This is a genomic window from Chlorogloea sp. CCALA 695 (assembly GCF_003003885.1).
GTDB lineage: Bacteria > Cyanobacteriota > Cyanobacteriia > Cyanobacteriales > Chroococcidiopsidaceae > Aliterella.
Genome location: NZ_PVWN01000016.1, coordinates 24,937 through 51,150, shown reverse-complemented (window position 1 = coordinate 51,150; position 26,214 = coordinate 24,937). Strand labels below are relative to the sequence as shown.

At 41.1% G+C, this 26,214-nt stretch carries 27 protein-coding genes, 1 tRNA gene and 1 pseudogene; 11 read left to right on the top strand and 18 right to left on the bottom strand.

Features of this window, described 5'->3' with window-relative positions:
- Positions 1–19 precede the first annotated feature (19 nt).
- The 3 genes from C7B70_RS10895 to C7B70_RS10885 form a co-directional block, all read right to left on the bottom strand.
- The gene (locus C7B70_RS10895) at positions 20–490 is read right to left on the bottom strand and encodes a hypothetical protein (RefSeq protein WP_106369068.1); all 471 of its coding nucleotides are present in this window, start codon (positions 488–490) and stop codon (positions 20–22) included.
- A 77-nt stretch (positions 491–567) separates the two neighbouring features.
- Positions 568–777, bottom strand: coding sequence for a hypothetical protein (locus tag C7B70_RS10890; protein WP_106369067.1), 210 nt, complete (start codon positions 775–777; stop codon positions 568–570).
- Between the two features lie 5 nt (positions 778–782).
- Positions 783–1,247, bottom strand: a complete 465-nt coding sequence (locus C7B70_RS10885) for a hypothetical protein (protein ID WP_106369066.1) — start codon at positions 1,245–1,247, stop codon at positions 783–785.
- Between the two features lie 54 nt (positions 1,248–1,301).
- On the opposite strand from C7B70_RS10885, the gene C7B70_RS25900 reads away from it, so the two are divergent.
- Complete coding sequence (locus C7B70_RS25900; protein WP_146134029.1) at positions 1,302–1,487, top strand: ribbon-helix-helix domain-containing protein; 186 nt, start codon at positions 1,302–1,304, stop codon at positions 1,485–1,487.
- A gap of 60 nt (positions 1,488–1,547) precedes the next feature.
- Positions 1,548–3,632 (top strand): VapE domain-containing protein, encoded by a 2,085-nt coding sequence (locus C7B70_RS10880; RefSeq protein WP_106369065.1) that lies wholly within the window; start codon positions 1,548–1,550, stop codon positions 3,630–3,632.
- A gap of 701 nt (positions 3,633–4,333) precedes the next feature.
- Here the strand turns inward: C7B70_RS10880 and C7B70_RS10875 are convergent.
- The 5 genes from C7B70_RS10875 to C7B70_RS10855 all read right to left on the bottom strand — a co-directional run bounded on the left by C7B70_RS10875 (position 4,334) and on the right by C7B70_RS10855 (position 8,069).
- Positions 4,334–4,407 (bottom strand) — tRNA-Met (locus C7B70_RS10875).
- A 49-nt stretch (positions 4,408–4,456) separates the two neighbouring features.
- Positions 4,457–4,708, bottom strand: coding sequence for a hypothetical protein (locus C7B70_RS10870; RefSeq protein WP_106369064.1), 252 nt, complete (start codon positions 4,706–4,708; stop codon positions 4,457–4,459).
- A gap of 90 nt (positions 4,709–4,798) precedes the next feature.
- Complete coding sequence (locus C7B70_RS10865; RefSeq protein ID WP_106369063.1) at positions 4,799–6,046, bottom strand: BREX system ATP-binding domain-containing protein; 1,248 nt, start codon at positions 6,044–6,046, stop codon at positions 4,799–4,801.
- A gap of 3 nt (positions 6,047–6,049) precedes the next feature.
- Positions 6,050–7,246: a BREX system ATP-binding domain-containing protein gene (locus tag C7B70_RS10860; RefSeq protein WP_106369062.1), complete on the bottom strand. Its 1,197-nt coding sequence runs from the start codon at positions 7,244–7,246 to the stop codon at positions 6,050–6,052.
- 4 nt (positions 7,247–7,250) lie between these two features.
- Entirely contained in the window at positions 7,251–8,069 is an 819-nt protein-coding gene (locus C7B70_RS10855) for a hypothetical protein (RefSeq protein ID WP_106369061.1), read from the bottom strand.
- A gap of 158 nt (positions 8,070–8,227) precedes the next feature.
- Here C7B70_RS10855 and C7B70_RS10850 point away from each other — a divergent pair, with 158 nt between their 5' ends.
- Together C7B70_RS10850 and C7B70_RS10845 are read left to right on the top strand one after the other, a co-directional pair.
- Positions 8,228–9,013 carry a GIY-YIG nuclease family protein gene (locus tag C7B70_RS10850; RefSeq protein ID WP_106369060.1) on the top strand — a complete coding sequence of 262 codons (786 nt, stop codon included), beginning with the start codon at positions 8,228–8,230 and terminating at the stop codon, positions 9,011–9,013.
- Between the two features lie 63 nt (positions 9,014–9,076).
- The gene (locus C7B70_RS10845; protein ID WP_106369059.1) at positions 9,077–9,697 is read left to right on the top strand and encodes a DUF3318 domain-containing protein; all 621 of its coding nucleotides are present in this window, start codon (positions 9,077–9,079) and stop codon (positions 9,695–9,697) included.
- 61 nt (positions 9,698–9,758) lie between these two features.
- Here C7B70_RS10845 and C7B70_RS10840 read toward each other — a convergent pair whose 3' ends face one another.
- Positions 9,759–11,411, bottom strand: coding sequence for a glycosyltransferase family 39 protein (locus tag C7B70_RS10840; RefSeq protein ID WP_106369058.1), 1,653 nt, complete (start codon positions 11,409–11,411; stop codon positions 9,759–9,761).
- A 133-nt stretch (positions 11,412–11,544) separates the two neighbouring features.
- Here C7B70_RS10840 and cofH point away from each other — a divergent pair, with 133 nt between their 5' ends.
- The 3 genes from cofH (at position 11,545) to C7B70_RS10825 (ending at position 14,968) form a co-directional block, all read left to right on the top strand.
- Positions 11,545–12,744 carry a 7,8-didemethyl-8-hydroxy-5-deazariboflavin synthase subunit CofH gene (gene cofH, locus C7B70_RS10835; RefSeq protein ID WP_106369057.1) on the top strand — a complete coding sequence of 400 codons (1,200 nt, stop codon included), beginning with the start codon at positions 11,545–11,547 and terminating at the stop codon, positions 12,742–12,744.
- Between the two features lie 38 nt (positions 12,745–12,782).
- A complete protein-coding gene (gene psb27 / locus C7B70_RS10830) occupies positions 12,783–13,184 on the top strand; it encodes a photosystem II protein Psb27 (RefSeq protein WP_106369056.1) in 402 nt (133 codons plus the stop codon).
- Positions 13,185–13,462: 278 nt separating this feature from the next.
- Complete coding sequence (locus tag C7B70_RS10825) at positions 13,463–14,968, top strand: family 10 glycosylhydrolase (protein ID WP_106369055.1); 1,506 nt, start codon at positions 13,463–13,465, stop codon at positions 14,966–14,968.
- Positions 14,969–14,973: 5 nt separating this feature from the next.
- Here the strand turns inward: C7B70_RS10825 and C7B70_RS10820 are convergent.
- Positions 14,974–15,219: pseudogene (locus C7B70_RS10820) on the bottom strand (PleD family two-component system response regulator); the annotation flags it as partial.
- Between the two features lie 896 nt (positions 15,220–16,115).
- Between C7B70_RS10820 and C7B70_RS26320 the strand changes: the two are divergent.
- Both C7B70_RS26320 and C7B70_RS10815 read left to right on the top strand, forming a co-directional pair.
- A complete protein-coding gene (locus tag C7B70_RS26320) occupies positions 16,116–16,262 on the top strand; it encodes a hypothetical protein (RefSeq protein ID WP_158260482.1) in 147 nt (48 codons plus the stop codon).
- Between the two features lie 136 nt (positions 16,263–16,398).
- Entirely contained in the window at positions 16,399–16,611 is a 213-nt protein-coding gene (locus C7B70_RS10815; RefSeq protein ID WP_106369111.1) for a DUF2839 domain-containing protein, read from the top strand.
- A gap of 87 nt (positions 16,612–16,698) precedes the next feature.
- On the opposite strand, the gene C7B70_RS10810 is transcribed toward C7B70_RS10815, so the two are convergent.
- The 3 genes from C7B70_RS10810 to C7B70_RS10800 all read right to left on the bottom strand — a co-directional run bounded on the left by C7B70_RS10810 (position 16,699) and on the right by C7B70_RS10800 (position 19,603).
- On the bottom strand, positions 16,699–17,874 hold the full coding sequence (locus C7B70_RS10810) for a transposase (protein WP_106369054.1): 1,176 nt from the start codon (positions 17,872–17,874) through the stop codon (positions 16,699–16,701).
- A 14-nt stretch (positions 17,875–17,888) separates the two neighbouring features.
- Complete coding sequence (locus C7B70_RS10805) at positions 17,889–18,776, bottom strand: hypothetical protein (RefSeq protein WP_106369053.1); 888 nt, start codon at positions 18,774–18,776, stop codon at positions 17,889–17,891.
- A gap of 167 nt (positions 18,777–18,943) precedes the next feature.
- A complete protein-coding gene (locus C7B70_RS10800) occupies positions 18,944–19,603 on the bottom strand; it encodes an Npun_F0813 family protein (RefSeq protein ID WP_106369052.1) in 660 nt (219 codons plus the stop codon).
- A 566-nt stretch (positions 19,604–20,169) separates the two neighbouring features.
- On the opposite strand from C7B70_RS10800, the gene C7B70_RS10795 reads away from it, so the two are divergent.
- Both C7B70_RS10795 and C7B70_RS10790 read left to right on the top strand, forming a co-directional pair.
- Positions 20,170–20,373 carry a hypothetical protein gene (locus C7B70_RS10795; RefSeq protein ID WP_106369051.1) on the top strand — a complete coding sequence of 68 codons (204 nt, stop codon included), beginning with the start codon at positions 20,170–20,172 and terminating at the stop codon, positions 20,371–20,373.
- A 6-nt stretch (positions 20,374–20,379) separates the two neighbouring features.
- Positions 20,380–20,793 carry an HNH endonuclease gene (locus C7B70_RS10790; RefSeq protein WP_106369050.1) on the top strand — a complete coding sequence of 138 codons (414 nt, stop codon included), beginning with the start codon at positions 20,380–20,382 and terminating at the stop codon, positions 20,791–20,793.
- A 338-nt stretch (positions 20,794–21,131) separates the two neighbouring features.
- On the opposite strand, the gene C7B70_RS10785 is transcribed toward C7B70_RS10790, so the two are convergent.
- From C7B70_RS10785 to glnT, 5 genes are all read right to left on the bottom strand, one after another.
- On the bottom strand, positions 21,132–21,608 hold the full coding sequence (locus tag C7B70_RS10785) for an N-acetyltransferase (protein WP_106369049.1): 477 nt from the start codon (positions 21,606–21,608) through the stop codon (positions 21,132–21,134).
- Between the two features lie 302 nt (positions 21,609–21,910).
- The gene (locus C7B70_RS10780; protein ID WP_106369048.1) at positions 21,911–23,248 is read right to left on the bottom strand and encodes an FMN-binding glutamate synthase family protein; all 1,338 of its coding nucleotides are present in this window, start codon (positions 23,246–23,248) and stop codon (positions 21,911–21,913) included.
- Positions 23,249–23,283: 35 nt separating this feature from the next.
- Complete coding sequence (locus C7B70_RS10775) at positions 23,284–23,967, bottom strand: protein glxC (protein WP_106369047.1); 684 nt, start codon at positions 23,965–23,967, stop codon at positions 23,284–23,286.
- On the bottom strand, positions 23,958–24,851 hold the full coding sequence (locus C7B70_RS10770; protein WP_106369046.1) for a class II glutamine amidotransferase: 894 nt from the start codon (positions 24,849–24,851) through the stop codon (positions 23,958–23,960). The genes C7B70_RS10775 and C7B70_RS10770 overlap by 10 nt, the downstream gene beginning before the upstream one ends.
- 2 nt (positions 24,852–24,853) lie before the next feature.
- Positions 24,854–26,182 carry a type III glutamate--ammonia ligase gene (gene glnT, locus C7B70_RS10765; RefSeq protein ID WP_106369045.1) on the bottom strand — a complete coding sequence of 443 codons (1,329 nt, stop codon included), beginning with the start codon at positions 26,180–26,182 and terminating at the stop codon, positions 24,854–24,856.
- Positions 26,183–26,214 lie beyond the last annotated feature (32 nt).

Below are 26,214 nucleotides of genomic sequence, written 5' to 3'. Positions count from 1 at the left end.
TCTTGATAGGTATTTGCTGTTAAGTAGGTTTAATTAACTCAATAGCAGCCCTAATTACTGCTTTAATTGGACTAGCGTTATTAGCTGGCATAGTAAGCGTAGTAGTTAGTATGCTTACAGCTTTACTTAAATTTGCCTGTAGTTGTTTGTTAGCGGCTCGTACCTTTGTAAGTTCTAAGTAAGTTTCCTCTAAACTGATTTGTAGGTCTTTTATCTTCTGCTCATATCCATCGTGTGTATAGCTGGAAATTGTTAACCCCTGCTGTCCTTTTTTCCTATCGTGTGTATGACTGGAAACTAGGCTATTATCCTTTGCGGCTTCTACTAATGAATCAATTGCCTCGCTAGCGTTACCGCTATCCTTAAGCCATTTAGCTGTTGTAGGCATAATTAAGTAGTTGTGTCTTACCTTGCCTTTACTGCGGGAACGAGCGCCTAGCTTTAAGTTCTCTAGGGAACGCTCCGAAACTTGCCGTACTTTGTCATTCATAGCCAGTTAATCAACCGTGTGTACAAATGGAAGTATAGCAATTAATCAACCGTGTGTATAGGTGGAAAGCAGCTAACTTAACTAATACCTAAAGCCTGTTCTACTCGCTTTTTATGCCATCTGTAAGTAAGCCGTGCTGCTTTCTCGTTTAAACAGTACCAATGAGTACCTTTTTTTAGTTCTCCTATATCCCGCAGTCGGTATAAATGGTCTATTGAACAGCCTAATAGTTCTGCCATTGCGGTTGTAGCAAGCCAATCTTGGGGGTTACGTCTTCTACCATTCATTAGGTTTAAATCCCATCCTTATCGCACCGGGCAATTATCATTTTCTTGCTTATATGTTCTTCCAAAGTACAGGGCGGTATGTCTGTGACTGGGTCTTCCTCTGCTAGTACGGCTTTAAGTCTCTCCTCCCTTGCTAGGTCTACTAATTTGAGATCCTTAAGAATTGCCAGTATTTCAGCAATAAGTTCGGGGCTTTCTCTTGCCAAAGTAAAGCCAAGTGTAGCGTCTGTAATCAGGGGGTAGGTGCTATCAGGACGTTGCAAAGCACCCATAAACGCATCTCTAGCCATTGGATCTATTTTTTCAAAACCATTTAGTAACTGCTCTATTTTTTCCCATTCTGCTGTTTTAACCTCACCCCTAATTAATTTGGAAATTACAGAGCGGTCTAACCCTGAAGCTTGCCCTAGTTTATATCCTGTTATCTGCCACCTGGTCATGACCGCCAACAGTGCTATCTTTAGTCTCATATTTAGGATATAGTGTGTTATAGCACCCGAATATGTAATTAATATATAACATTTATGCCTCGTTATACAAGCACATTGCCGCCAATAAAGATTAATTCAGAATATCATCACGCCTTACAACGGTTAGCCGATAAGCTACAAACCAGTACCAGTCAGCTAACAAGGCAAGCAATAGCCGAATTATTAGTCAAACATGACATTAACCTTTCTAGTACAGAGGTACTAGAACAAACCACATAAAAAAATAAGCGGCTCTCTTGACAGGAGAACCGCTTTAAAACATACATACTACTAACTCATATGAATACAACTATAAGCAATGGCTATAACAATTCTAGCTTTATTAGGTCAGGTAGAAACAACGCTTGCCCTATTTGTGGCAGAACTAAGGACAGTGATTGTAGGTGGAAAGATGACCTAGTTTTATGCCATACCCACATTATTGACCAAGATATTAATGTAGTTGGCTATGTGTATAGGGGAGTTGAGAAGACGGGGCTGTGGGGTCAATACTTTGTTAAAAAGGATACGACAGAACGACACATTAAAAAGATAAGACCTAGTAGTGAAACGGAGTATGATTATCCAGAAATTATAAAACCAACGAACAAGCGCCAGATTGGTGATCCACTACCTGGTGATACATACCAAAAATCAGTTAAAGTAACCAGAATTGATAAAGGTGATGGTACTAAAAAATTCTTTCAATCTCATTGGGATGATACTAAATGGGTTAAAGGACTGCCTAAAAACCTTAGATATAAAATACATTTATACCAGATACAACACTCAATTAATCAAGCCGCTATACTATTTGGGCTGCCTATACTAATTGTTGAGGGTGAGGGTATAGTAGACCTGTTATTATCCTTAAACATTGCTGCTACTACAAGCATAGGTGGTTCGGGTAGTTGGAGAGAGTACGGTTACAGCAACTATAAAGAAGACTTGGGTATTGGTGACATAGTATTATGCCCAGACCGTGACCTTGAGGGCTTAAAATACTGTGAAGATATAGCTAGAGATTTCCCTAATAGTACCAAATGGTTATATGCTTTTCCAGACTCCCCATTATGGGAAAATATACTAAATAAGGGGGGGTTAGATGTTGCCGATTGGGTAAAAGATTACAAGCTAACTAAAGAACAAATACTAGCAGCGATAGAAACTAAACGCCTTAATGTTAGTAGTGGTAAACAAACCAATAAACTAGAAAGTAGTAATAGTGATAACGGCAATAATAATGATAACAATAGTAGTGGTAGTGGTGACAATAATAAAAAGGTAACGTTGGCTAGACAGTATCAGCAAGTAGAGGAAGTGTTAGGAGATAGACTAAGGTACAACACTTTAAAAAGACAAGTTGAAATAGATGGTAAAGCAATTAATCCAGACCGGATTAGACTTAGGCTAGCAGTAGATTTTAAATTACAGATTAGTAATGGAGATGCCTTAAATATAGTAACCGAAATAGCAGAACAAAATAGTTACAGTCCTATAGTAGAAAAACTATTATCTATACATGAACAGTATGGGGATAGTACCCTATCACTACTAGACAAACCATCTACTCGCTATTTAGGTACAGATAAACCTATATGTGATATCTACTTACGAAAATTCCTAATAGCTATGGTTGCTAGGGCAATAAATCCAGGATGTAAAGTAGATACTGCGCTAATTTTGCAAGGCAAGCAAGGCGTAGGTAAGTCTACATTTTTCAGTGACTTAGCTGGTAAAGAATGGTTCGATGATTCCCTAGGACAGGTTAGCGACAAAGATGAGCGACTTAAACTACATAACCATTGGCTTATTGAATGGGCTGAATTAGAAACAGTATTTGGCAGGCGTGATATTGCCAGCATTAAAGCTTTTTTATCCTGTTCAACTGATAATATACGCCCTCCTTACGGTCGTGCAGTAGAGGAATTTAACCGACCCTCTCTTATTGTCGGTACAACTAACCAAGATGAGTTTTTAAACGATACAACAGGCAATAGGCGATTTTGGGTAATACCAGTACAGAAGATTGATTTACAACTATTACGCCAAGAGCGCGATCAGCTTCTTGCAGCAGCATACACAGCGCACTTAAAGGGTGAGACTTGGTGGCTATCTGAAATTGACGAACAAATTTCGGCTACCAATACAGAAGAATATCAAAATAACGATCCTTGGCTAGAAGATATTGGTAAATATATTGCCGGCAAGTACTCGATTACAGCAGCAGAAATTTTAAGCGATTGCCTTCATATAGAGCTAGGAAGGGTTACTAAAAGAGAGGAAACAAAGGTTACAACCTGTCTTAGACAACTGGGTTGGACAAGTAAACAGCTACGATTTGACGGCATACCCAAGCGTGTATGGTATCCACCAAAAAAATAAAGCTGCTCAACCTTCTTACTAGGGTTGTGACAGACGTTACTAGGGTTGTGCAGGCTATAACCGTTATTAAACAAGGGTTATAGCTTTCTCATTGTTTACACTGCACAACCCCTGCACAACCTTTTTAGGGGGGGTTGTGCAGGCTAAAATACTTATGTAGTAAGAGTTATAACCTTTACTGCTCAACCTATATCTATATTTACCTAGAACAACATATTATTCTTGGCAGTTATTAGTCACTTGTTGAGTAGTAGGCAATAGTAGTAGTTACTTCACGATTGGATCGCCCACGCCCTTCACAGGTGTCACAACCTCTAACAAACAAGGTTGGTACAGTTAATACTAGCCACGAGCCTTACTAAACAAGGATTGTAGATTTTAACTAACTATACTGTCACAACCTGTCACAACCTGTCACAACCTATTTTATAGGGGGATTGTGACAGCTAAAATGCTTACGTAGTAAGAGTTGTACTTATACTGTCACAACCTATATACATATTTAGGGGGTTAAACTATTTTTTTATAGCTAACAGGTAGTAGGTAATAACAGCGCTTTTATTATGTGACTGGATTGTGACTAATATATTGACCTGGTTTAGCAATAATCAACGGTAATTAACTGTAATAGCCTTAAAGCATTAAACGGTATAACCCTTATGGATACGTGGTTATACCGTTTATATAAATACATGAAATAATGGCTCAGGGTGGATTTGAACCGCCGACCTCAGGCTTATGAGTCCCGCGCTCTAACCAACTGAGCTACTGAGCCATGGTTTTTTAACCTTTGCTACTGTAACATATATTTGTTTTAATTACAACTAAAAACTTTGTTCTTTATTATATTTTGAGGGTGGGCGATCGCTACTCCAAGCCCACCAAACATAATCGCATTGACATTGATAAAATTCTTGCCATTTACGGCGGTAGTTGTCAGTCATTACGGGAGAACGTCGATTTAGCCATACTTGTGTAGCTTCTCGGCTAGAAGATTGGCAACGAGGACAACAAAATTGATGAGCGTGAGTAGCGGTAGTTGTCCATTCTGGCGGAGTTGGCGCAAAAGCATCCATGCGTTGAAATTTAGCGTTTAATTTTTACTTTAAACGGTTTTATAATTTTCCTCAATCAAAAGAGGCAAACGAAGCTGTCAAATCTTACGATTAAGAGTCATTTTCTGCCAAAAAGCCATCTTCTTCCTGTACAGAACCTTCTTTTAAATCAGTCGCCCTAGGAATAATAATTTCCTTGTCAGTATATTCAATATCTAAAACTTCTAAAGCTGCACGGATATGAGTGCGTACAGGTTGAACGCCCATGTGCTGAAGTAATTTATCAACGTCTAGCTGGGCATTCCAATCATAAGCAATCTGATGAAGGTTTACCAAGCTTTCTAGTAATTTACTCAGTTCACCTGGAGATAGTTGTTCTGTGGCAGGGCATTGTCTGCTAATGGCTAAATCAAAAAATTTATTCATCTCTGCTTCTGCTTCTTCTCCAAACTTTTGCGCCGCTAACTCTGGAATACGAGTGCGATCGCTCTTATTACTTGGAGTGCGATCGCTACTAAACCAGACATCGTTTCTGAGACTCAATGCCACAACACCCACTGTATAGATTGGATAAGACATATTACTAGACCAATTGAGCAGCCAATTTAAGTTTTGATAGGCATCAAGTCGCCCAACTTTGCCTAAACGCCCAATTAGTTCCACCTCATCAATTAAAATCACCCAGCCTTTGTAACCACACCATTCAAGGACATCTGCCATTACCCCAAAATAAGCAGCACCATGTTTTCTAATCCCAAAAGTTACCTCAAACTTGGGTAACGTTTCTTGCCGACAATTACGGTGGATTCGTTTCAACTCTGGCATAGCTAACCGAGTTCCCATTAAGTCGCCGTAAAGCAAGTCTTGTTCCTCGCCGCCATTAGCGTAAAAGTAATCTTCAAGTACAATCGCAGGTAGGGGATGGATATAGCGGTTATGGTCTTGAATCCTACTATCGGGTAAGTCTCCAGGAGTTTTTTTGTCAAGACTTCGCCCAATACCAAGGATCTGCGACTTTGGTGTGCGAATCGCCGATGCCACCCGCCCATAGAAATTAAATAGATGATGGCACGATACTTCACGACTAAGGGAAACTCGACTGACTGCAAAGCCTGCATCCAGGGCTAAATGTTCGATAGTAGTTAGGGCGTGAGTTTTGCCTTGTCCATAAGCGCCCCAAATTAATCTACCTTTGGGAATATTACCTTGAGCAAGTGCGGCTAAATCTTGTTTAATCGGCTGCGTTAGCGATGGTCGTAAGTCTGATAGTTCTCTAGTAGAAGCGCGACTTGGGATACCAGACCTTAAAGACTCTACTACAGAAATTGCACTCCTGCGGCGGTCATCATATTTTTGCATTACTTAACCTACTTTTGGGATCATTGTGCCAACTTCCATCACTCTTTTGCGTAAATCGCTATATTGGCTTAAGTCGTCAGGAAAACCAATATATTGCAGGTTTACACCCATGTTTGTTAATAGCTGACGTAAATGGGTTTGAACGCGATCGGGAAAATCTTGACCATTAGCTTCTAAGTGAGCATCTATATCTACCATATCTGCAAGGCGATTAAACTTTTTTTGCACTAATCCCGTTTGTAACCGCATCCACAAAGCGTCATAGCTAACAAAGCCGCGCCTTTCATCCTCAATTATTTCTCGCCGCCCTGCTAGAATCAGCAGAAAGTTGTTGAGTAATTCCGCATCATCAATTAATTGCCGAAAAAGCTCGCAAATATCTTTAATATTATTGACCGTATAAATAAATCTGCCCGTTTCTTCAGAGCGTTCAGTCATTACTTCCAAATTATCAATTGCTACAACTAAACCCGTCATCCCAGCAATTTTTAAAAGGCGGATAAGGGAATTCAACCAATATCTAGCATTGAATTTCTGAAGTTGCTCAAATAAAAGTAAGTCTTGCTTTTCACGGCGCTCTAACTTATTGCCACTTAGCCATTTTAAAGCTAGATTAACATCCGTTTCATTGCCATTAATCATGTGATTTTTAACAATTCGATAGGCAAAGGCTGTAAAAGATGAGCCAAAATCTACATCGCCAAAAACCTCAGAAGCTGCTTTTTCAATTTCTCGGATAGCTTCATTACGGGGAAGTTTTGTGTCTTCAATTAAAAGGTGTAAAAATAAGGTTGTACCATCGTATTTATCCACTTCGTAGCCTAATTGCTTGGCAACAGTGCAACACAAGCCTCTAACAAGCTTTACTTTGTCAATTTGATCGACTATAGCACGATACAAACTAGGTAAATTATTGAGGCGATAGTCATCATGATCTCGCGCGCAAAGGTATACGGTTTCATAGCCTAAAGTTTTAGCATTTTGTTGAATGCAACGAACTAAATGAGTTTTGCCGCTACCTTCACCACCGACTAAAACTTTAACTTTACTGCCGCCACTGGCAATATAATTAGCAAGATAATATTCTTGAAAACGTTCTAGCCATAGTTCGCCTCCTAGAGTCATCGTGGTTAATAATTGATCGTTTAATGGTGGCTGACCAGCGCGGATATCTTCAATATCTAGTTCATCAATTTGCATATATCTAAGACATTCCAATTTCGCGATCGCTCTTGTCGTATATAGCTAGGCTCTCAACTCGGCTTTCCCGTTCCCTGCTATCAATCAAAAGCAAACCGCTAAATTGATTGCGGGAAGGTACAAATTCAAATCTGTAACCGTTGTAAGAAATGTCAGACTGCTCTTTTAGTCGGGCTAAATCGTAAGTAAAAAGTGCTTCAGGATAGTCTTGTTTCGCCGAATCTTTTAAAGTTAATAGCTTGTATATTTCCTTAAGAGCAATGGGATGTCCCCAGACTACAAAATTTTTGGTTAAATTGTCTCGATTGAGTAGTTCATAAGCAGTAAATAATTCTTTACCAAATTGTTCGGCATTAAACTTGCTGTGGGCTACTCGTTTATATTCTTTTGCTACCCATAGGGCGATCGCACTTGGCGCTAAAGCCTTGTTTTGTTGGGCTTTTCGTCCCATACCAAGCTTGACGTAATCACTATCAACAAAAAATGTCAGCTTAAATGGTGAAAACTCATAGTTGGGAAATTTACCTCTTATCGGCACTCCCACATCATTCAAAGCCTTCTCTACTTTTAGCGGGTAGGCATCAGATAGTACAAAATCTCGCTGATCTTGGATAGCAGTTTCAATAATTGTTCGATTCTCGCCCCAACTCAAAGCTAGTTGTTTAACATTTTCATCAATCCCCTCAAGGGCTTGAGTTACTGTTTTAAAATTTAAGTCAATTCTTGCTTTTTTTAAACTTGTCCAACGGATGGTTAATTGTTTAAGCACTGCGTCAATAGATGCGATCATAGCTTCTTCTGACAAATGATCTGAGTCATTCATATAATGAATTATTGAGAAGGGCGGAATGTTTGGTATACTGCTCCACATCTTAACTGCTGAAAATGAAACCGTCGAGCATTACTAAGATAGGTTCTCAGCACTGTTACTCAAAACCTGCTCTATGTATATTGCTAGTAAGATCCCGTGAGGTAAGTATAGTGTCCGCACTTGCGCCAGAGTCTTTTGACTTTTCTTCTCTGCCCAGCCTCCCCTTATCTGACAAAGGTAAACTGCCAAACTGTGCAGCAGTTTATTTTGCGCTGTCATCCCACCGCAGGATTTTGTACATAGGGCGCTCGATTAATATTCGGGAACGCTTGAGAGGGCATCATAGGCTTGCTTTACTAAAATCTTTTGCAGATGTGAGGATTGCTTGGCTTACTGAAAGCGATTCCTTGGCATTACGGCGAATTGAAACAATTTTGATTGAATATTTCAATCCACCGCTTAACAAAATTCCCTCTTATTTAAAAGCGGAAGACACCAAAAAGCTAGTTGAATATTTAACCTTAAACGATCGCGCCAGCGCTGCTGCAAGCAATCGCACTCCTAAAAATAATGTCATACCTATAAACAAGTTTTTAACATCACAAAGCCAAACAAAGGAGTTTTTTAATCAAGTAGAAACTGAAAATAGGTTAGATTCACCCTTTGAGCAGAAATTGTCGTTATCTGATTTTAAAGAAGTAACTCTAGGGCAAGAAAAAAGAATTAATCATTTAGAGGATAAAATAGCTGCCTTACAGTTAATGTTTGAAAAGCAAATGCAAGTCCATTGTCAACTAACAGAAACTTTAGTTGAACAGGCAAAAACTATTAGCGAATTATCGCGTACTCAGGCAGAAACTAATAGCCGACTCGTTGAAGTTACTGTTGAACAGGCGCTAACAATTAGCCAACTATCCAGCGCTCTGCAAAAATTTACTACTGAAGCAAAGCCTTAAAAGGTGTAGGGTGTTAAGTGGGGGGATATTAATTAGTTTGCGATCGCCAAAAAGCTATTTTTTATGGAGCAAAACGCTGAAATTCGCCGCCTACTAGATTTAATGCCAGCTTCGGGGCGGATGATGACCAAAATTGTTAGTAAACCAGAGCAAAGGCAAATAATTGATAGTCCTTTGCCTCGTCCTTGGCAGCAACAACGGCAAGTATATATTAACTTTGACCTGTGGCGGCGTTTATCTAAACCACAGCGAGATTTGTTGCTACTAAGCAATATTAGCTGGCTAACAGGGATTAAATGGTTTAAACCCGATATTTATCAAGGCGTGGGATTAGCTGGGCTATTAGGGGCGACGGTAGAATTGGTGCAAAGCGATCCTGTGGGTGTAGTTATAGGTGTGGGATTAAGTGCTTTTGCTGTAGCCCAAATTTGGCGCAATAGTAGCAGTGCTAAAGTAGAATTAGAAGCCGACGAAGCAGCAATTAAAGTAGCTCAAAGGCGCGGTTATTCAGAAACAGAGGCTGCGGGATATTTATTATCAGCAATAGAAGCTGTAGCGCAGATTGAAAAGCGTTCGAGTTTAAACTTTGTAGACTTGATTCGCTGTCAAAATCTCCGCGCGATTTCTGGTTTATCTCCTGTAAGTGTTCCCCAATCAGAAAGAAAAGACTTTTTGCAAAAATAAAAATTTTTTCCAATCACCAATTACCCATTACCCATTACCCATTACCAATTCCCAACTTTGTCTAATTTTGACAGTGATAAAGCTCGTAATTGTAGCCGTCTACAGGTTGATTTTTGCTTATGCTGGTATCCGGGTTGCATTGATTGAGTTTTACGGGAGCATAAAAATTAACTAGCCATAAATCAAAAGGTAAAAGTTTCTGACTTACAGCATTTTGTAAAATGGCGGCGGAAGTATCAGCATTTTGAGATTGATGGGCTAAAAGAAACTCAGCTTTTGCGGGAGTTTCTTCAAGTTTAAATTCTCTGGCAATCCCCATCATTTCCCCTGTTTGGACGTGGGTTTTATGAGTTGTGGCAATCAAAACGGGTAGAGAATTACTGTTTTTTTCTACCAACTGCACAAACAAATCGGGGCGATAATACTTCTGATAGCCCAAATTATTAATCACGGTGACGGCACTTAGCAAGCCCATCAGCCAAATCAAAGCTACGGCGGTTTTGCCGGATGATAGCTTATTTATTGCTGGATTCCAACAAATCGCTAAACTAGCCGCAACTAAAACTATCACGGCTGGGAAGTAAATAAAATTATATCGAGCGCCACGAGTAAGATCGATACCTAAAATATAAGTGAAAAGAAAGAATATAGCGATCGCACTTGCCACAATTCGAGCAAATACCTGAGTAATTGCCCTAGTTTTTGGTTGCTGCAAATTAGCGATAAAGCCTCTCCAAAGTAGGGGAATAGCCCAAACAAAAAAAACCATCATTACGAAGCCTGAAGCAATGACTACAGGAAGCGCCGAGGCTTCTACAGGCAGCAAAGAAACCATTGTAATCCAAGCAGCTAGAATTTGAAAAATAGGATTTAGTAGCGCTAAAACCTGCGAACTTTCACCATTTTCAATCCACTGCGTTAATTCACTATTATTTTGTAAAAATATGGGTAGCCAAACTATTCCCCCGATAGCCGTAGCCACTGCAACAACGCAAATTTGCCCCCAGGGAGCATTCAAAGTTTTTTTCTTCCAGGGATATTCCCATAACAATACAAAAGCTTCCGTCGCCAGAGTTAGCACAAAAAAGTAATGAGTAGCAATTCCTAAAATATTAACTAATATCCAGCTTATAACCGTTAAAGTAGGTAATTTTGTTTGATTTTGAGTGTGTCGTATAGCAGCTATCAAACAACCGAAAGAAGCAATTACTAGCAAAATGGCTAAAGTATAGTGACGAGCTTCTTGAGCTAAAAAAATGCCATAAGGAGAAACCGCCATCATCGCCGCCGCAATTTGCCCAACTAACCGAGAGCGAAAAGCAAAAGCACCCAGTAAATAAATTGCCGGAATAGACAAAGCACCGAATATAGCGCTCAGACTTCTAGCTACCCACAGAGAAACTAAACCGCTACCCCCATATAATTGCATCCACCAATGAGCCAAGATAAAGTAAAGCGGTGGATGGTTGCTTTGGGTGAGTAAATTCTGAATAACTTGAATTGCATTAGCATCAGAATTTATTTGCAGTGGTTGCAATAGTTCGTCAAGAGAAACCGCCTGATCTAAAGAAACGGTACGATAACTATTACCCAAACTAAACACCAAAGTTGAAAATTCATCAGTCCAAGGCGATTTAGCAGTAAGTTGAGTCAAGCGCAAACCTAGGGCTAGAGTTGTCCACAGTAGCAGTAGCAAACAAGTTTTAAGTTTCACGCCTTACCATTTTTTCGGGAAATTATCTGACTTATTTAAGTTAGCAATGCAGAGGTATCTTTCTAACTTTTACCTTCAGTCAATATTTCTGACAAAATTAAAGTTAGAGCAGAAATTATTAATTGGATGCCTCGTGACGACTAAAACTATTGAGTCAATTCTTGAAAATACCCTAAATGGAGCCGATTTGTCAGCCCAAGAAGGAGTAATGTTGTTAAACCAGACCGATCCTAGTATAAAGTCTGCAATTAAACATACCGCCGACCAACTCCGCCACCTGCAAGCGGGAGATACGGTTACTTATGTTATTAACCGCAATATTAACTATACAAATATCTGCGAACAACATTGTAGTTTCTGCGCCTTCCGGCGTGATGCCAATGCTGAGGGTTCCTATTGGTTAGATTGGGAACAAATTTTAGCTAAAGCCACCGACGCTGTAGAGCGCAATGCTACAGAAATTTGTATGCAAGGAGGATTAAACCCCACCGCCAAAATCAACGGCTTAAGTTTAAATTATTATTTACGTTTAGTTGCAACCATCAAAGGCAAGTATCCTCAGTTGCACCTCCACGCCTTTTCGCCGCAAGAAATTCAATTTATTGCTAAAGAAGATAATCTTAGTTACGCCTATGTAATTACAGCACTAAAAGACGCAGGGGTAGATTCAATGCCTGGTACGGCGGCGGAAATATTAAATGATGATGTACGGCGCATTTTATGCCCAGAAAAGACTAATACAGCCACTTGGCTAGAAATTGTGAGTACCGCTCATCGGCTGGGCGTACCCACAACTAGCACCATGCTTTCTGGGCATATAGAAACCCCAACCCAGCAAATAGAGCATTTAGAAAAATTACGAAGTCTGCAAAAAACAGCCCTAGAAAAAGCCTACCCTAGCGCTATCAGCGAATTTATTTTGCTGCCCTTTGTTGGTCAAGAAGCCCCCAAGCCTTTACGCAAGCGGGTTGGACGCGATCAACCAGTATTAGACGATGCCTTACTACTTACAGCCGTAGCCCGAATTATGTTAGGTAATTGGATTCCCAACCATCAACCAAGCTGGGTAAAACTAGGACTTACAGGGGCAATAGAGGCGCTTAACGGCGGTTGCAACGATATCGGCGGTACGTTGATGGAAGAACACATTACAACAATGGCTGGCGCTCTAGGAGGTACGTGCATGGAAGTAGAAACTTTAATAGCGGCAATTTCCTCTCTAAAAAATCGCCCTTATCAGCAAAGAGATACTTTATATCGCCCTATCTTGAGTGACAAAATTCCCGATTCTTCTACCCAGCAAAACGATCCCCTAAGTACCAATCCAAGATAATATAGACGTTGATTTAATGTCTATTTACTTAAAAACTTATGAAGCGCTACTGGTCGCGTCTAATTGCCTTAGTTTTGGTTGCAGTCATAGGCTTAACAGGCTGTTCTAATAATGGTTCTACTTCCCTGAGTGGAGATTATCGCCAAGATACTTTAAGCGTAGTAAATACCTTGAGAACTGCCCTAGATTTGCCCGACGATGACCCAGAAAAAGCCCCGTCTCAATCTGCGGCGCGGGAAAAAATTAATGAATTTTCTGCCCGTTACCAAAGAGATACTTCCGTTACTGCCCTCAATTCTTTTACTACCATGCGGACAGCATTAAATTCTTTGGCTGGGCATTATAGCTCTTATCCTAACCGCCCTGTACCCCAAAAGCTCAAGCAACGCCTACAACAAGAATTTAAGCAAGTAGAAACAAGTCTTTCTAGGGGTGGCTAGGCTTAGTTAAAGCATTTGAGAAACTTAAATTAAGTTGTAACAGTCAGTAAAAAGGAGACAAAAATCTGGCAAAGTCTACCCGACTACTGACTGATGTAAAATTCTGCGCTCTGAGGTATTTGCAATATTAAATATTTATATTGTTATTGCTGGGCAAGTTTGATAAATAAAGTTAGCTGGCATAGTCTAATTAGCAATCTTGCCTTAAAGTTAGCTTAATTAAATTAATATCTAAATACCTCTTTTTTATTGTGAAATTTAAAAAAACTATAGCAGCAATGCCAAAGGCGATCGCTACAATTGTAGCTAGTAGTCTAGTAGCAACAAATTTTGGCTTCTACCCAGCCCAGGCTCAAACCACTGCCTATTGTCAGTTGGCAGACGCGGCAAAGCAAGAGAAACAAACTTTACTTCAAGCAACGCTAAAAGGTGATAGAGACGCTCAAAGTCGCTACCAAGGGCTAATAACTCAACACGCCCGACAACTCCAAGAATGCCGCAATCAGACTTGGCCTCAAGTGCAGGCTATTTGGCTGCGATTGTACCCTTGCGATCTGCAACCTGGCAAGCTAGACGACATTATGGATCGGATTATCAACCGAGGCTATAACCAAGTTTATGTCGAAGTTTTTGCCGATGGTCAAGTATTGCTACCGATGGGATCTAATCGCACAGCTTGGCCTTCGGTTGTTCGTACTCCCGGTAACGAAAAAGTAGACTTGCTTGCCCAAGCTATTCAAAAAGGACAGGAGCGGGGCTTGAAGGTATACGCTTGGATGTTTATGATGAATTTTGGCTACTCCTACGGTCAAAGAAGCGATCGCCAATCGGTACTAGCTCGTAATGGTAAAGGGCAAACAAGCTTATATTTTGTCGATAATGAAAGTCAAGTTTTTGTCGATCCCTATAACCTGCAAGCAAAAAGAGATTATTACCAATTAGTCAACGAAGTAGTCCGTCGTCGCCCAGATGGAGTGTTATTTGATTATGTCCGTTATCCGCGAGGTTTGGGCGCAGATTCTGTAATTACAAAAGTTCAAGACCTATGGATTTATGGCAATTCTGCTCAAGTCGCTTTATCCAAAAGGGCGCTAAATTCTAAAGGATTAGAGCTAATTAGCCGCTATGCCAAAAAAGGCTCTATATCTGTCGCCGATGTTGCCGCCGTAGACCAATTATATCCCCAAGAAGGAGAACCCCTGTGGCAAGGACGCACCCCCCCCGCACCACTAGCTGTCCCTGTAGCCTCACCCAAGGAAGAATCAGCGCCTACTACGATCTTATTACCTAATGCCGCTCAAAGACAGCCGCGTCTGCAATGGGAGTTGTGGCAATTGAGCGTTTCTCATGCAATTCAAGGGGTTTTAGACTTTTTAGCCGTTGCCGCCTGGCCCGTACAGCGCCAAGGAATCAAAGCCGGAGCCGTATTTTTCCCCGATGCCAATCAAACCGTAGGTCAAGGTTATGACTCGCGCTTGCAACCTTGGCATCGGTTCCCGAAAACTTTAGAATGGCACTCTATGGCTTATGCTAACTGCGGTAATGCTAATTGCATTGCGGCTTTAGTCCAGAAAGTTACGAAGCAAGCTCCCGATGCCAACGTGATCCCGGCGATCGCTGGAGTTTGGGGAAAACCGATTTCCAACCGCCCATCGTTAGAGGCGCAAATGCAAGCAATTCGCAATGTATCGCCTAATGTACGCGGTATTAGTCACTTTGCTTTTTCTTGGCAAGAACCCAAGTTAGATAGCGATCGCAAATCTTGCCAAGTACGCCGAATTTAGCAGCTTTACTCTGGGCGATTTTCTGTAGGACAGGATAAGTGCTTAGATATTACCGATAGTACGCTCTCAGCTTTTACAGGTTTACTCAGATAGTCCAAGCAACCGACTACTGTAGCCCGGACGCGATCAATAATATTGCTGGTCAAAATTATAATCGGTGTATTGCTAAAAGCAGGAATTTTCCGTAAACGAGCGCAAATCTTATAACCATTAAGATTAGGCATCACCAAATCTAAAAAGATTAAATCTGGTTTGCGGGAAAGGTGAGTTGCTAACTTTTTAAATTTACTTTTTCGGTAGTTTTCCTGAAGTTAAATTTCAATTTTGGTTCAGATAATGAATGCTAACAAATATTTGTTGACAAAAGTCAGTATAAGTATAATGTCAAACGCTATTGGGCAAGAACTATCAGTTTTCACGGAGTATTTGAAAGAAAAGACTGAGCATTATGCAGGCTATTATTATAATTTGACTTGTAACTATACTTTACTATCAAAGTTTTTAACTATCTATTAAATAACGCAGGATCTCCATTTATTCAGCCAAGTTTTGGTTTTTATTCGTGCAAGTTTGAGCAAGAAGTGTTAGCTTTTTTTGCCGATTTATACAAAATTTCCTCATTAAGGCTTTTGAGGTTATGTAACTTCTGGTGGTACTGAAGTAGATTTTTATAGCATATTTTTAGGCAGAGAAATTTACCCCCAAGATATACTGTATATCGGCTCAAAACTCCCAATATTCCATTACTAAAGCAGCAAAATTGTTTCGGATCACATACTTAGTTATCGATTTTTAAAAGAATGGAGAGATGAATTATAGTCATTTTGAGCAGTTAGAAGGATGCAGCCCAAATCAACTTTACAAAAGCTATAGATAGGGTAGCAATTTCTGCTAAATTTATTGGTTCACCTCTACCTTGTGGAGTCGTTTTAACTAAAAAAAGTTTGTAGATAAAGTTGTAACGCTGATTGAATATATCGGAGCTAAAGATATAACTATCCTCGGTTCTAGAAACGGTTATTCTAGTTTAATTCTGTGGTATGCCATAAAAAATAGAGGTGCTAGTGGCTTTGCATCCGAAGCTGAGACTTGCATTCAAAACGCTCAATATCTTTATAACCAACTTAAATTAAGACACTATCCCTGTATGCTTAATCAGTTTTCTAATACTGTAGTGTTTGCCAAGCCATCAAGGCAAAGTATTGAAAAGTGGCAGTTAGCAGTGTTGGGCGATTGGGCGCACATTATTGTGATGCAAATAACTAAGCAAAAGCTAGATAGTTTTTTTAGATGAGCTTGATTTTTCCCTCAGCTTACAAGTTGGATAGCAACCCCAATAAAAATAACTTGTCAAGTTATTTTGCGCGAACTAGCCATAGCGCTGTGTGTGACGCTATCATCAGGCACAGATGGCGTATTTTATTAGAGTTATGGGCGAATCAAGACGGCGGCAAACGGCACTAAAAGAAAAATATGGGCAAGAAACCAGATTTTTGTCTTGGTTGCCAATTAGCAAGGGAAAAGCACAACAGTTTATAGACTGGAGTACTCGTGGTGCTTGGATTGGGATCGGATTATTAGTTGCGTGGTGGCTAACGGTATTGTTTCTCGGCCCAGCTTTAGGCTGGTGGCAAGTCACTTAGCTACTAATTTACACAAAGCGCAGCAAGGGAGAATTAACCTCTCTCTTGCTCTAAAAAGTTGAGAATTATTGTCTCTGCAAAATTTGCTTAATTAGGATAAAGGGAGTAAACTTGACCGTCTACCAATAATCTTGTAATCCCCTTTGCTTGGAGATGGGGACACGCTTTTTGCAGCATTTTACTATCAGGAACTTTGATCACGCGATCGCGTTTGGTAGAAAAGCGACGAGCTACACGATGATTATCAAATACTGGTAAAGTTTTTTGGTTAGTTTCTTGAGCGGGAATTTGTCCTAAGTCGCCAAATTCTTTGAGGGGACGAGTAATTAATTCAGATAAGCGATCAATCACTAAATAGCAAGTTTTGGGTAAATTAGCCTCCGAAAGGGGCAATACTTGAATTAAAACATTAGACGAGGAAGGTCTTTTGACTATCTTCGTTGGTTCTTCTTCAAGGTCGTCATCGTCATCAGAGTAATCCAAATCTTCGTCGTCCAATCCTTCGCTGTCTTCAGCTTCCTCTAGCATATCCTCAGTGAGCATCTCTGCGACAATGGCGCTAGTTTCTTCCTCTGTCGGAAAACTTAAGTTGTTGGTTGCTAGTTGCTCTGAGGAGGAGGCTATTACTTTGCTAATCGGCGGCGCAAAATTGATCTCGGTATTGGGGATAATTAAAGTAGAGTTGCGATCGCTTTTGACGCTAGGCTCTGCGTAATCGCTTTTGACGCTAGGCTCTGCGTAATCGCTTTTGACGCTAGGCTCTGCATAATCACTTTTGGCGCTAGGCTCTGCATAATCACTTTTGGCGCTAAGCTCTGCATAATCGCTTTTGGCGCTAGGCTCTGCATAATCTTCTGTTTCTATGGGCGGTCTATTTTGTCGAGTCGAATCGTCTATAGCTACTGGTATTTCCGGTTGGCTACTAAGGCTACGGCGTTTAATAATTGGCGTAGAAGTAGCAGTTTTCTCCTCTAAATGCCCTAACTTAAGTTCTGTTTGGGGTTGGGCTACTACCAAACTTGGCTCTATTTCCCTTGGGTTAGTTAATTGTTTAACCGTGTCGGTTGCAGGTACTCTCGCCGCCCGTTTAGAGGCAATTAATACTTCATACTCTTGTTCGGGTAAGGTACTTTTCAACATCCGACTAATGGTTGAGTTGCTCACCCCATAGCGTTCGGCTAAAGTTGAAGTTGTTTCCCCTGTATGTTTATACAAGTGAATGATCTCATTTTTTATAGATTCAGAAATTTTTTTTCCAGTCATAATTTAATTATATTTTAAGCCCGCTTCCGTCCGCGCTTTTCTCGCCGAGAACGAATTGATACTTCATACTCTACTGCCGCGCCTATAGTAAATAGCACGCCACTAAATACCCAAAATACTTCTAGCAGCGCTCCACTTTGGTAGTTTTCAATGTGATTTTGAGCATAACTAAGCCACACATCTCCAATGTAGAGCGAGAACACTGCTGCTGCTATCAATCTCCACGATTGAGAGAAACGACCGCCCCAAAAAGTTAGTAGTACCATTGTAGCGATAATTAACAGCAAGACATCAGCAACGGTGTAGAACAACAATAAAGATTTTTCTAACTCTACCAACCAACTTAATGTAGAAGTTGCAACGGGTACAGTAGTTGTAGTGCTAGAAACCCAAACTCCCAGACCAACACCAACTACAGCAATTACGGCGACTATTCCCCATTGCCAGCGTTCTAAATGCACTCGCCTAGCACCCAAGGCAGAAATCATGCCTCCACCCAAAAATAAATATGCTCCTACAAAAAACAAATCTGCTGGCGATACATTAGTCGCTTCTTGCTGAAGGACTAGCTCCCAATAACCTAAAATTAAGTTGCCAATTAGGTAAGATAGCTGCCCAAACCCAATCCCTAACCAGACGCTACGCCCGCTAATTATATTTGGCTGGAGTACATTTCTTAAGCACAATACTACGGAGCTTAAGTAAGCTACAAATTGAAATACGTAAGCACTGACTACATACCACTGGGTGCGTCTAGCCACACCTTGAACTTCTGCTACGGGTACACTAAATAATAAAGCAAATAAAAGTGCCAGTAAGCCCCAAGAGATAGCAGCTAAAACAATTGTTTGCAGAGATAGCCAAGATTTTGAACTATTTAGTTTATTTATGGGCCGGTTCATAAAAACTCCTAACAAGAGAGAAGCTGAGGGCGCGTCTAGGATTTAATACTATGGTCATAATATATTTTTGCTATTAAAACTTTTGAATTAGTTACTTATAAGTTTTTACAAACCTATTGGCTACCAACCTATATAGTTATTGGGCGATCGCACTCCTAAATCTTTTGTTACTGCCACAGCTTACCAAGGCTTGATTGATTTAGCCACTGTATAAACCCCGATTGTTCATCTTCTGACATATCTTCTAAACTTTCGAGGGCATTAATCGTAAAGTTGGATTCACCAAAGTATCTTTTTCCTAGGCGATGGGTTTCTTGCAAAAGGTTGAGCAACTGGGCTTCTTGCCAATTGGGTAATTGGTCGGCACTGAGCGGATCGATTTGTAGTAAGTAATTAACGGCTTCGGGGGATTTTTCAATTAAATCTACTTTATTAATAAACTCTTTCAAATCTTTTTGAAAAAATTTTGCTTGCCTAGCGCCCAAAAGGTCTTCAATCTCTGCATAAACGGATTGTAATAATAACAAGCTGCCTTTAACCAAAGATTGACTAGAGAGATTGCTAACTTTATTATTGACATTTAGCTGCTCTGGTTTAATTTTCCCCCAAAGTGTGTAGCGGTCGGGTTCTTCAAGCAAAATACAGGCTTTGCCCTTGTTATCGGTCAAGTCCCGCCATAAAGCTAACGCCTCTTGAGCCTGATTGAGCGGAAATATTTGCAGCAAACGAAAGGTTTGCCTTTGATAATTAATAATTGGAATAATTTGGTCGAGGTTTGGGTGTTTGATGTTGAAGATTTCTACATCTTGCCTTTTCAAAATAAACATAGGATTGATACTTAACGGTTTCTAGCCTGCTGGTAGTATAAGTTACTAAACCACGAAATCTTGACTTTACATGGCTTAGTAATTATTTTTAGCACTGTTTTATTGTTTAAATTCAATTCTTAGCTTTCTTCACGATTTAGCGATCGCTAATTTCATGTTTGGGCTTTGCTGTCTTTTCTCGCTCTTATAGTAACGCTGCAAAGGCTCAACTTTTAAAAATCAATGGGTGCGGGTCAATTACTGTAAGAACTCCCTCGGCTGCACAGAACTTGAATTGGGAGCTTTGTCAAAGACTTTTTTCTAGCAAATTCAATAACTCTATTACAAACTGAATCTAGCACCCTTAACAACGAGCGATTCCCTAGTCACCCGTACACGTTAAGTTAGAATGCTCAACGAAATAATATTAAAAGTGCCTGGGCTTACAAGTAGAAGTGCGATCGCGCCAGGGTCAAATTTTCCTACGATTTTGCACTGCACAACGGTTAACATTACTAAAAGCGTGATCACATCATAACCAGACTACATTAGGTTACATTATTACTAAATCTGCCTGTCATTCTTCTATGCCCGAAGTCATCGAAATACCGATTGAATTGACTTACTTTCAATTGCCCGCAGCCGTTCAGGATCGTCTTCAACTATTGCTAGATCGTCAAGATGATGGTGAAGCATTAACTCTTTTGGAAAGGCAGGAGGCAGAGGGCTTAGTTGAATTAGCTGAGTTTCTATCCCTATTGCGCTTGCGATCGCAAAGGGTGGCAAACTAAAAATAAATGGCAAAGATCCCCGCATCTTTACGCCGCTTGAGCATTCAAAGGGCAGCCAACAGTTGTGAGTATTGCGGTTTATCGCAATTAGGGCAAGCCGCTACGTTTCACATTGACCATATAATTCCTGTGGTCGCAGGTGGTTCAACTACCGCAGACAATTTAGCACTTGCTTGTGTATCTTGTTCGCTTTACAAAGGGGCAAGGCAAGATGTAGAAGATCCAGAAACGAGGGAAACTGTACCAATTTTCAACCCACCTCAACAAGCTTGGAAAGAACATTTTTGCTGGAATGGCGTGGAGATCGTTGGTTTAACAGCAATAGGACGTGCAACCGTCAAGGCTTTAAAATTCAATCGCGCGATTATACTGGCAATTCGGGCAGAGGAAGAACTGCTTGGTCGTCATCCCCCACCATAACTATCATTGGTGAGAAGTCAAGTAAAAGCGCGATCGCACTAAGGGCAATTTTTTTACTAATTTTGTACCAGATAACGGTCTATGGTTTTACAGAAGTGCGATCGCTCCAGGGGCAACTTTTCTAGCGATTCCTACGCTTCATAATGGTTGCTATCAGTAGAGAGCGATCTCATTTATACGACTTTTCCTACAAGTTTTTTTGTACTAACAACGTTCGCGCTCACCGGACGCAGATATTCTTTGTAACTTAACCGATCGTTTCGATCCGTTCTGGTGCAGCGCGATTGTTGGCTGGGTGGCAGTAGACGCGAGTCCGACTGAACAACTGTGAAATTTAACTACCTTTGATTAGATAGTGCCTTGCGGAAAACAATTTTGTCCGCTCCTTCTGCATAGAACTCGCGTATCCGTGCTTCCTCGTCATAACCGTTTTTTCGGTAGAATGCCCGCACATACTCAAAATCTGATGTACCCATCGTCTCAACTAATAAGACTCGCGCACCCCGCTCCGTCAAAGTCTCCTCTACAAAATGTAGTAATTTCCCACCCCGTCCTTGCTGTTGATGAGTTGGATGAACGACAATCAATTGCAGGTTCCAGGTTCCACTGGTCATTCGTTCCGGTTCGCAGTAGGCTAATCCTACCAGTCCGTCATCATCGTCTGTAATTGAGAACGGGTGAGTGCCGCCCTCTTTACTCAAAGAATCAGTCAACATCTGGTGCAACTCTTCTAGTTCATACGGCGAGAAAAGTCCGATCGACTCAGCTAAGTTAACTAGCTCACCTGTATCATCTGGAGTGATGAGTCGGATCATTGCGAACTCCGTGCGCGTACAAGACACAATATTACAACAGTATCTTGAACACCAACGAGTCAGCTTCAAACTACTGCCACCACCTGTAACCAAAGCCAGCTAACTATTTATTGTACTGACATTTTCCATGCGATCCTCTACTTAAGAACAAGACACAAGCATCATAGTTATTTTTTGAGGATTTTAACCAGAAATTTTCCACACAACATCTATATTTGGAGATTATGCAGAATTTTTCCGTGTATCTACTTTTTATATATAAAACCGCCCTAAACAACTGTTGTGACAAGTACAAATTTTATTTAAACCCCAGGAATCCAGGATGTCCCAGCTAAAGGCAATTTCGCTATCGCCGCCGCTTCAATAGTTAAAGCAACTAAGTCTTCGCGTTCCAAGTGATGCACGTTTTGCTTACCACAGGCACGGGCAATTGTTGTTAATTCCATGTTTAGAGTTTGCAGATAGTTTTTGACTCTTTTTGCTCCTACTTCAACTTCTAGCCTTTTTTCTAAGATTGGATCTTGAGTAGTTACGCCCACTGGACACTTCCCTGTATGGCAGTGGTGACAAGTTCCTGGCGCAGTACCGAGGGCGGCGTAATCTTCAACTGCTGAAAAATGGGTGTCATGTTGCACGTAGGTTTCACTATTGCAACCCAAAGCAATTAAAATACCTTGACCTATTGATACTGCATCTGCGCCCAGGGCGATCGCTTTTGCCACATCTGCCCCGGTACGAATCCCGCCAGAGACAATTAATTGCACTTTTCCCTTCATGTCCAAGTCTTCCAGCGCTTCTACGGCTTGACGCACGGCGGCTAAGGTTGGGATGCCTACGTGTTCGATAAATACGGTTTGAGTAGCAGCAGTTCCCCCTTGCATTCCATCAACTACAATCACATCTGCGCCTGCGTGGACGGCTAATTTGACATCGTTAAATGTCCGCGAAGCCCCAATTTTGACAAAAATTGGCTTTTCCCAGTCGGTTAGTTCTCGCAATTGCTGGATTTTGATTGTCAAATCGTCTGAACCTGTCCAATCGGGATGGCGACAAGCAGAACGCTGATCGACTCCTTCGGGTAAAGTCCGCATTTGAGCAACTCGCGGATTAATTTTTTGTCCTAATAACATCCCGCCACCGCCTGGTTTTGCCCCTTGTCCGATGACTATTTCAATTGCATCAGCCGATCGCAAATCGTCGGGATTAAAGCCGTAGCGCGACGGCAAACACTGGTAAATCAGTGTTTTTGAGGACATTCTTTCTTCTTGGGTCATGCCGCCGTCGCCTGTTGTTGTTGATGTCCCCATCTGCGTCGCCGCTTGTCCTAAAGCTTCTTTGACATTGGCAGATAAGGAACCGAAACTCATTCCGGCGATGGTGATGGGAATTTCTAGTTCAATTGGTTTAGTGGCGTAGCGCGTACCTAGAACAGTTTTGGTAGAACATTTTTCTCGATAACCTTCTAAGGGATAGCGTGATAAAGATGCACCCAAAAATACTAAATCGTCAAAATGGGGTAGTTTGCGTTTTGCGCCTAATCCGCGTATTTCGTAGAGTCCATGAGCGGCGGCATTTTGAATATAGTTAAGGATAGTGCGATCGTATCCCCATGATTGTTCGTTAGATTGAATGGGATTCATATTAATTAGCTACGAATATAAGTAAGTTGGAGTAATTAGTATTCTTGCTTTGCGTCTGCATTCCAGTGATAAAGCTGCTTTGCGGATGCAACTCGTTTGAACTCTTTGGGGTGATAGGGTAAATCTGCTTTGTCGAGTAATTCACCTACCGCTTGATAATCAGTTTCTGACATCGGCTCAATTTGGGCATCTGCGCCTAATGATTTGATGTTTCCTCGAACATAAATTATGGCTTCATAAAGGGAATCTCCTAACGCTTCTCCCGCATCGCCACAAACTACAATCCGCCCAGCTTGCGCCATAAAAGCGGAAAAACTACCGACATTTCCACCAACGATAATATCTCCACCTTTAAGAGAAATACCGCAGCGCAAACCTGCATTACCATCAATGATTAGTAACCCTCCGTGCGCCGAAGCCCCCGCAGAGACAGATGCAAAGCCTTTGACATGGACTCGTCCAGACATCATGTTTTCGGCAACTCCTGTACCTACATTGCCTGTAATAGTTACGTTTGCTAGTTTATTCATGCTGGCGGCATAATAGCCTGTATGTCCGATAATTTCTATGTCTACGGGTGTGTTTAAACCAATAGCGATGTTGTGTGCGCCGTCGGAATTAATAATTGTTACTTGACTTGCATTGTCTACTAAGTTGTGATGCAGATATTGATTGACTTCACGCACGGAAGTTTGAGCAAGATCGAAAGTTATGTCCATACATACATCTCCTCTGGTACGGGTTCGTAGATATGAGCGTGTTTTATATCGGGTAAATGAGCGAGGGAACGAAATTCAGAGGCGATCGCTACATAATTATCCGTTTCCGCCACAACCGCAGGTTTGCAACCAAAAGCATCTCGCACTAATGCCAATTTGTCCGCCGTACCCATAAGAAATGTATAAAAACCGTCTAATTCCTCAAACCCTTTATTCATAGCCGCTTCTAAGTCATCGCCTTCTTGCATTCGCCATTCTAAAAACCGACAAGCAGCTTCGGTATCGTTATCGGTTTCAAACTTAATCCCGCGTGGTTCGAGTTTGCGGCGAATTTCGTTAGGGTTAGATAGAGATCCGTTGTGTACTAAACAAAAATCTTCTCCTGCTGTGAAAGGATGAGCGCGATCAGGTGTAACGGCTGATTCTGTCGCCATTCGCGTATGTCCGACTAAATGCGAACCTTTGAGAGATTGAAAGTTGTAACGATGAGCAACATCGGCGGGTGTACCAATATCTTTGTATAAATCAATGGTGCGTCCCGTTGAAAGTATATGTAACTGCGGATAATTTTGTTTTATCCACTGCTTTACAATATCTGGGGAAAGGTGAGAAGTTAAGACAGCGCGATCGCCCACTGGTAGAGATAAATTAGCCTCAATACCAAAATGTGTTTGATAATTGTGCGCTAATCCTTGCCAATTAAACGCACTTCCAGAGTACAAACTATACTTGCGATCCCTTTCTGCTATGGGTTCTGTAAATACGGCAAGTCCCGCCGAATCCGATCCGCGATCGCTCATTCCGATTAACATCGGCATCATTAATTCGCCTAAATGTTCCCGTAATTGGGGTTTTTTAACCAATAATCCCACAATTCCACACATAATTAGAAAAACTCCAAATACTTTTTTACTTCCCACTCGGAAACATGGCGCATATATTCCACCCATTCCATCCGTTTGAGGCTAATAAATTCCTCGGCTAATACTCCCAAAGCGCTTGTTATTACTTCGTCCGACTCCAAAGCGTCGAGGGCTTGGGAGAGACTTTGAGGTAAAGTTTGAATGCCTTTATCTCTGAGTTCCCGGTCGGATAGATCGTACAAATTATTGTTGTAAGGTTCGCCTGGATCTAGCTCTTTTTCGATGCCATCTAACCCGGCTGCGATCGCCACTGCTGTAGCTAAATAAGGGTTGCAAGATCCATCAGCTAAACGTAATTCTAAGCGCCCTCCAGGAATCCGCACCATAGTAGAGCGATTGTTGTCTCCGTAACTTATGTAAGCAGGGGCCCAAGTTGCACCGCTTAAACTTCGCCCCACTACTAAACGTTTGTAGGAGTTAATCGTTGGGGCGCAAATCGCCGTCAAAGCTGGGGCGTGAGCTAATAATCCGCCCATGAAATGATAGGCTAGTTTTGATAATCCTAGATTTTTTTCGTCGGTATCATCAGCAAATAAGTTACTTTTGCCATCCGAGATTGACATATGAATGTGCATTCCGTTACCGGAACGATTGGCGAAAGGTTTAGGCATAAATGAGCAAACTAAACCCATTTCTTTGGCTATTTCTGAAGCCGCCATTTTAAAGAAAATGTAGCGATCGCACGATGTCAACGCATCGGTATAAGTATAATTAATTTCAAACTGACCGTTAGCATCTTCGTGATCAATTTGATAAACGTCAAACTCCACCGCTTGCAAGGAGTCTACCAATTTTTCGATAAAAGCCCGACTGCGAGAAAGTCCTTTGTAATCGTAGCAAGGCTTTTCTAAATTATCGGTGCGATCACAGGGGTAAATATTCCCGCGTTTATCTTGATAAAGTAAAGAAAATTCTGGTTCTAATCCTGTGTATAAAGTCCAACCTTTTTGTTTCAGCCTTTCTAACTGCTGCATTAATATAAAGCGGGAATCGTAAGGGTATGGTTGTCCTTTAACATTACCAACACAGACTACACGGGCAAATCCGGGCATCCAAGGTACTAAAGATAGTGTGGTTGAATCGCCTACCGCCATAAAATCCGGGCTATTTGGCTGCATTCCTAAACCCCATACAGCAAAACCTGCAAAACCCGCCCCCGGATTGAGAATATCGTCAAAATGCCCTGCTGGTAATGCTTTTGTTTTGGCTACGCCGTGAATATCGACAAATTGTGCCAGTACAAACTTTACTTTGTTTTCGGCTAAAAATTGTTTGGCTTGTTCTGGTGTCATTAATTATTTTCCTTTTTTATAAATGTATAAAG

Excerpts from the sequence above, each read along its gene's own strand:
- C7B70_RS10815 (WP_106369111.1), top strand. The coding sequence starts at position 16,399 with ATGGGCGAATCAAGACGGCGGCAAACGGCACTAAAAGAAAAATATGGG.
- C7B70_RS10860 (WP_106369062.1), bottom strand. The coding sequence starts at position 7,246 with ATGCAAATTGATGAACTAGATATTGAAGATATCCGCGCTGGTCAGCCA.
- C7B70_RS10810 (WP_106369054.1), bottom strand. The coding sequence starts at position 17,874 with ATGACTGGAAAAAAAATTTCTGAATCTATAAAAAATGAGATCATTCAC.
- C7B70_RS10895 (WP_106369068.1), bottom strand. The coding sequence starts at position 490 with ATGAATGACAAAGTACGGCAAGTTTCGGAGCGTTCCCTAGAGAACTTA.
- C7B70_RS10855 (WP_106369061.1), bottom strand. The coding sequence starts at position 8,069 with ATGAATGACTCAGATCATTTGTCAGAAGAAGCTATGATCGCATCTATT.
- C7B70_RS10825 (WP_106369055.1), top strand. The coding sequence starts at position 13,463 with ATGCCAAAGGCGATCGCTACAATTGTAGCTAGTAGTCTAGTAGCAACA.
- C7B70_RS26320 (WP_158260482.1), top strand. The coding sequence starts at position 16,116 with ATGCTTAATCAGTTTTCTAATACTGTAGTGTTTGCCAAGCCATCAAGG.
- glnT (WP_106369045.1), bottom strand. The coding sequence starts at position 26,182 with ATGACACCAGAACAAGCCAAACAATTTTTAGCCGAAAACAAAGTAAAG.
- C7B70_RS10780 (WP_106369048.1), bottom strand. The coding sequence starts at position 23,248 with ATGAATCCCATTCAATCTAACGAACAATCATGGGGATACGATCGCACT.
- C7B70_RS10865 (WP_106369063.1), bottom strand. The coding sequence starts at position 6,046 with ATGCAAAAATATGATGACCGCCGCAGGAGTGCAATTTCTGTAGTAGAG.
- psb27 (WP_106369056.1), top strand. The coding sequence starts at position 12,783 with ATGAAGCGCTACTGGTCGCGTCTAATTGCCTTAGTTTTGGTTGCAGTC.
- C7B70_RS10845 (WP_106369059.1), top strand. The coding sequence starts at position 9,077 with ATGGAGCAAAACGCTGAAATTCGCCGCCTACTAGATTTAATGCCAGCT.
- C7B70_RS10770 (WP_106369046.1), bottom strand. The coding sequence starts at position 24,851 with ATGTGTGGAATTGTGGGATTATTGGTTAAAAAACCCCAATTACGGGAA.
- C7B70_RS25900 (WP_146134029.1), top strand. The coding sequence starts at position 1,302 with ATGCCTCGTTATACAAGCACATTGCCGCCAATAAAGATTAATTCAGAA.
- C7B70_RS10805 (WP_106369053.1), bottom strand. The coding sequence starts at position 18,776 with ATGAACCGGCCCATAAATAAACTAAATAGTTCAAAATCTTGGCTATCT.
- C7B70_RS10870 (WP_106369064.1), bottom strand. The coding sequence starts at position 4,708 with ATGGATGCTTTTGCGCCAACTCCGCCAGAATGGACAACTACCGCTACT.
- C7B70_RS10790 (WP_106369050.1), top strand. The coding sequence starts at position 20,380 with ATGGCAAAGATCCCCGCATCTTTACGCCGCTTGAGCATTCAAAGGGCA.
- C7B70_RS10885 (WP_106369066.1), bottom strand. The coding sequence starts at position 1,247 with ATGAGACTAAAGATAGCACTGTTGGCGGTCATGACCAGGTGGCAGATA.
- C7B70_RS10800 (WP_106369052.1), bottom strand. The coding sequence starts at position 19,603 with ATGTTTATTTTGAAAAGGCAAGATGTAGAAATCTTCAACATCAAACAC.
- C7B70_RS10775 (WP_106369047.1), bottom strand. The coding sequence starts at position 23,967 with ATGGACATAACTTTCGATCTTGCTCAAACTTCCGTGCGTGAAGTCAAT.
- C7B70_RS10890 (WP_106369067.1), bottom strand. The coding sequence starts at position 777 with ATGAATGGTAGAAGACGTAACCCCCAAGATTGGCTTGCTACAACCGCA.
- C7B70_RS10785 (WP_106369049.1), bottom strand. The coding sequence starts at position 21,608 with ATGATCCGACTCATCACTCCAGATGATACAGGTGAGCTAGTTAACTTA.
- C7B70_RS10880 (WP_106369065.1), top strand. The coding sequence starts at position 1,548 with ATGAATACAACTATAAGCAATGGCTATAACAATTCTAGCTTTATTAGG.
- C7B70_RS10795 (WP_106369051.1), top strand. The coding sequence starts at position 20,170 with ATGCCCGAAGTCATCGAAATACCGATTGAATTGACTTACTTTCAATTG.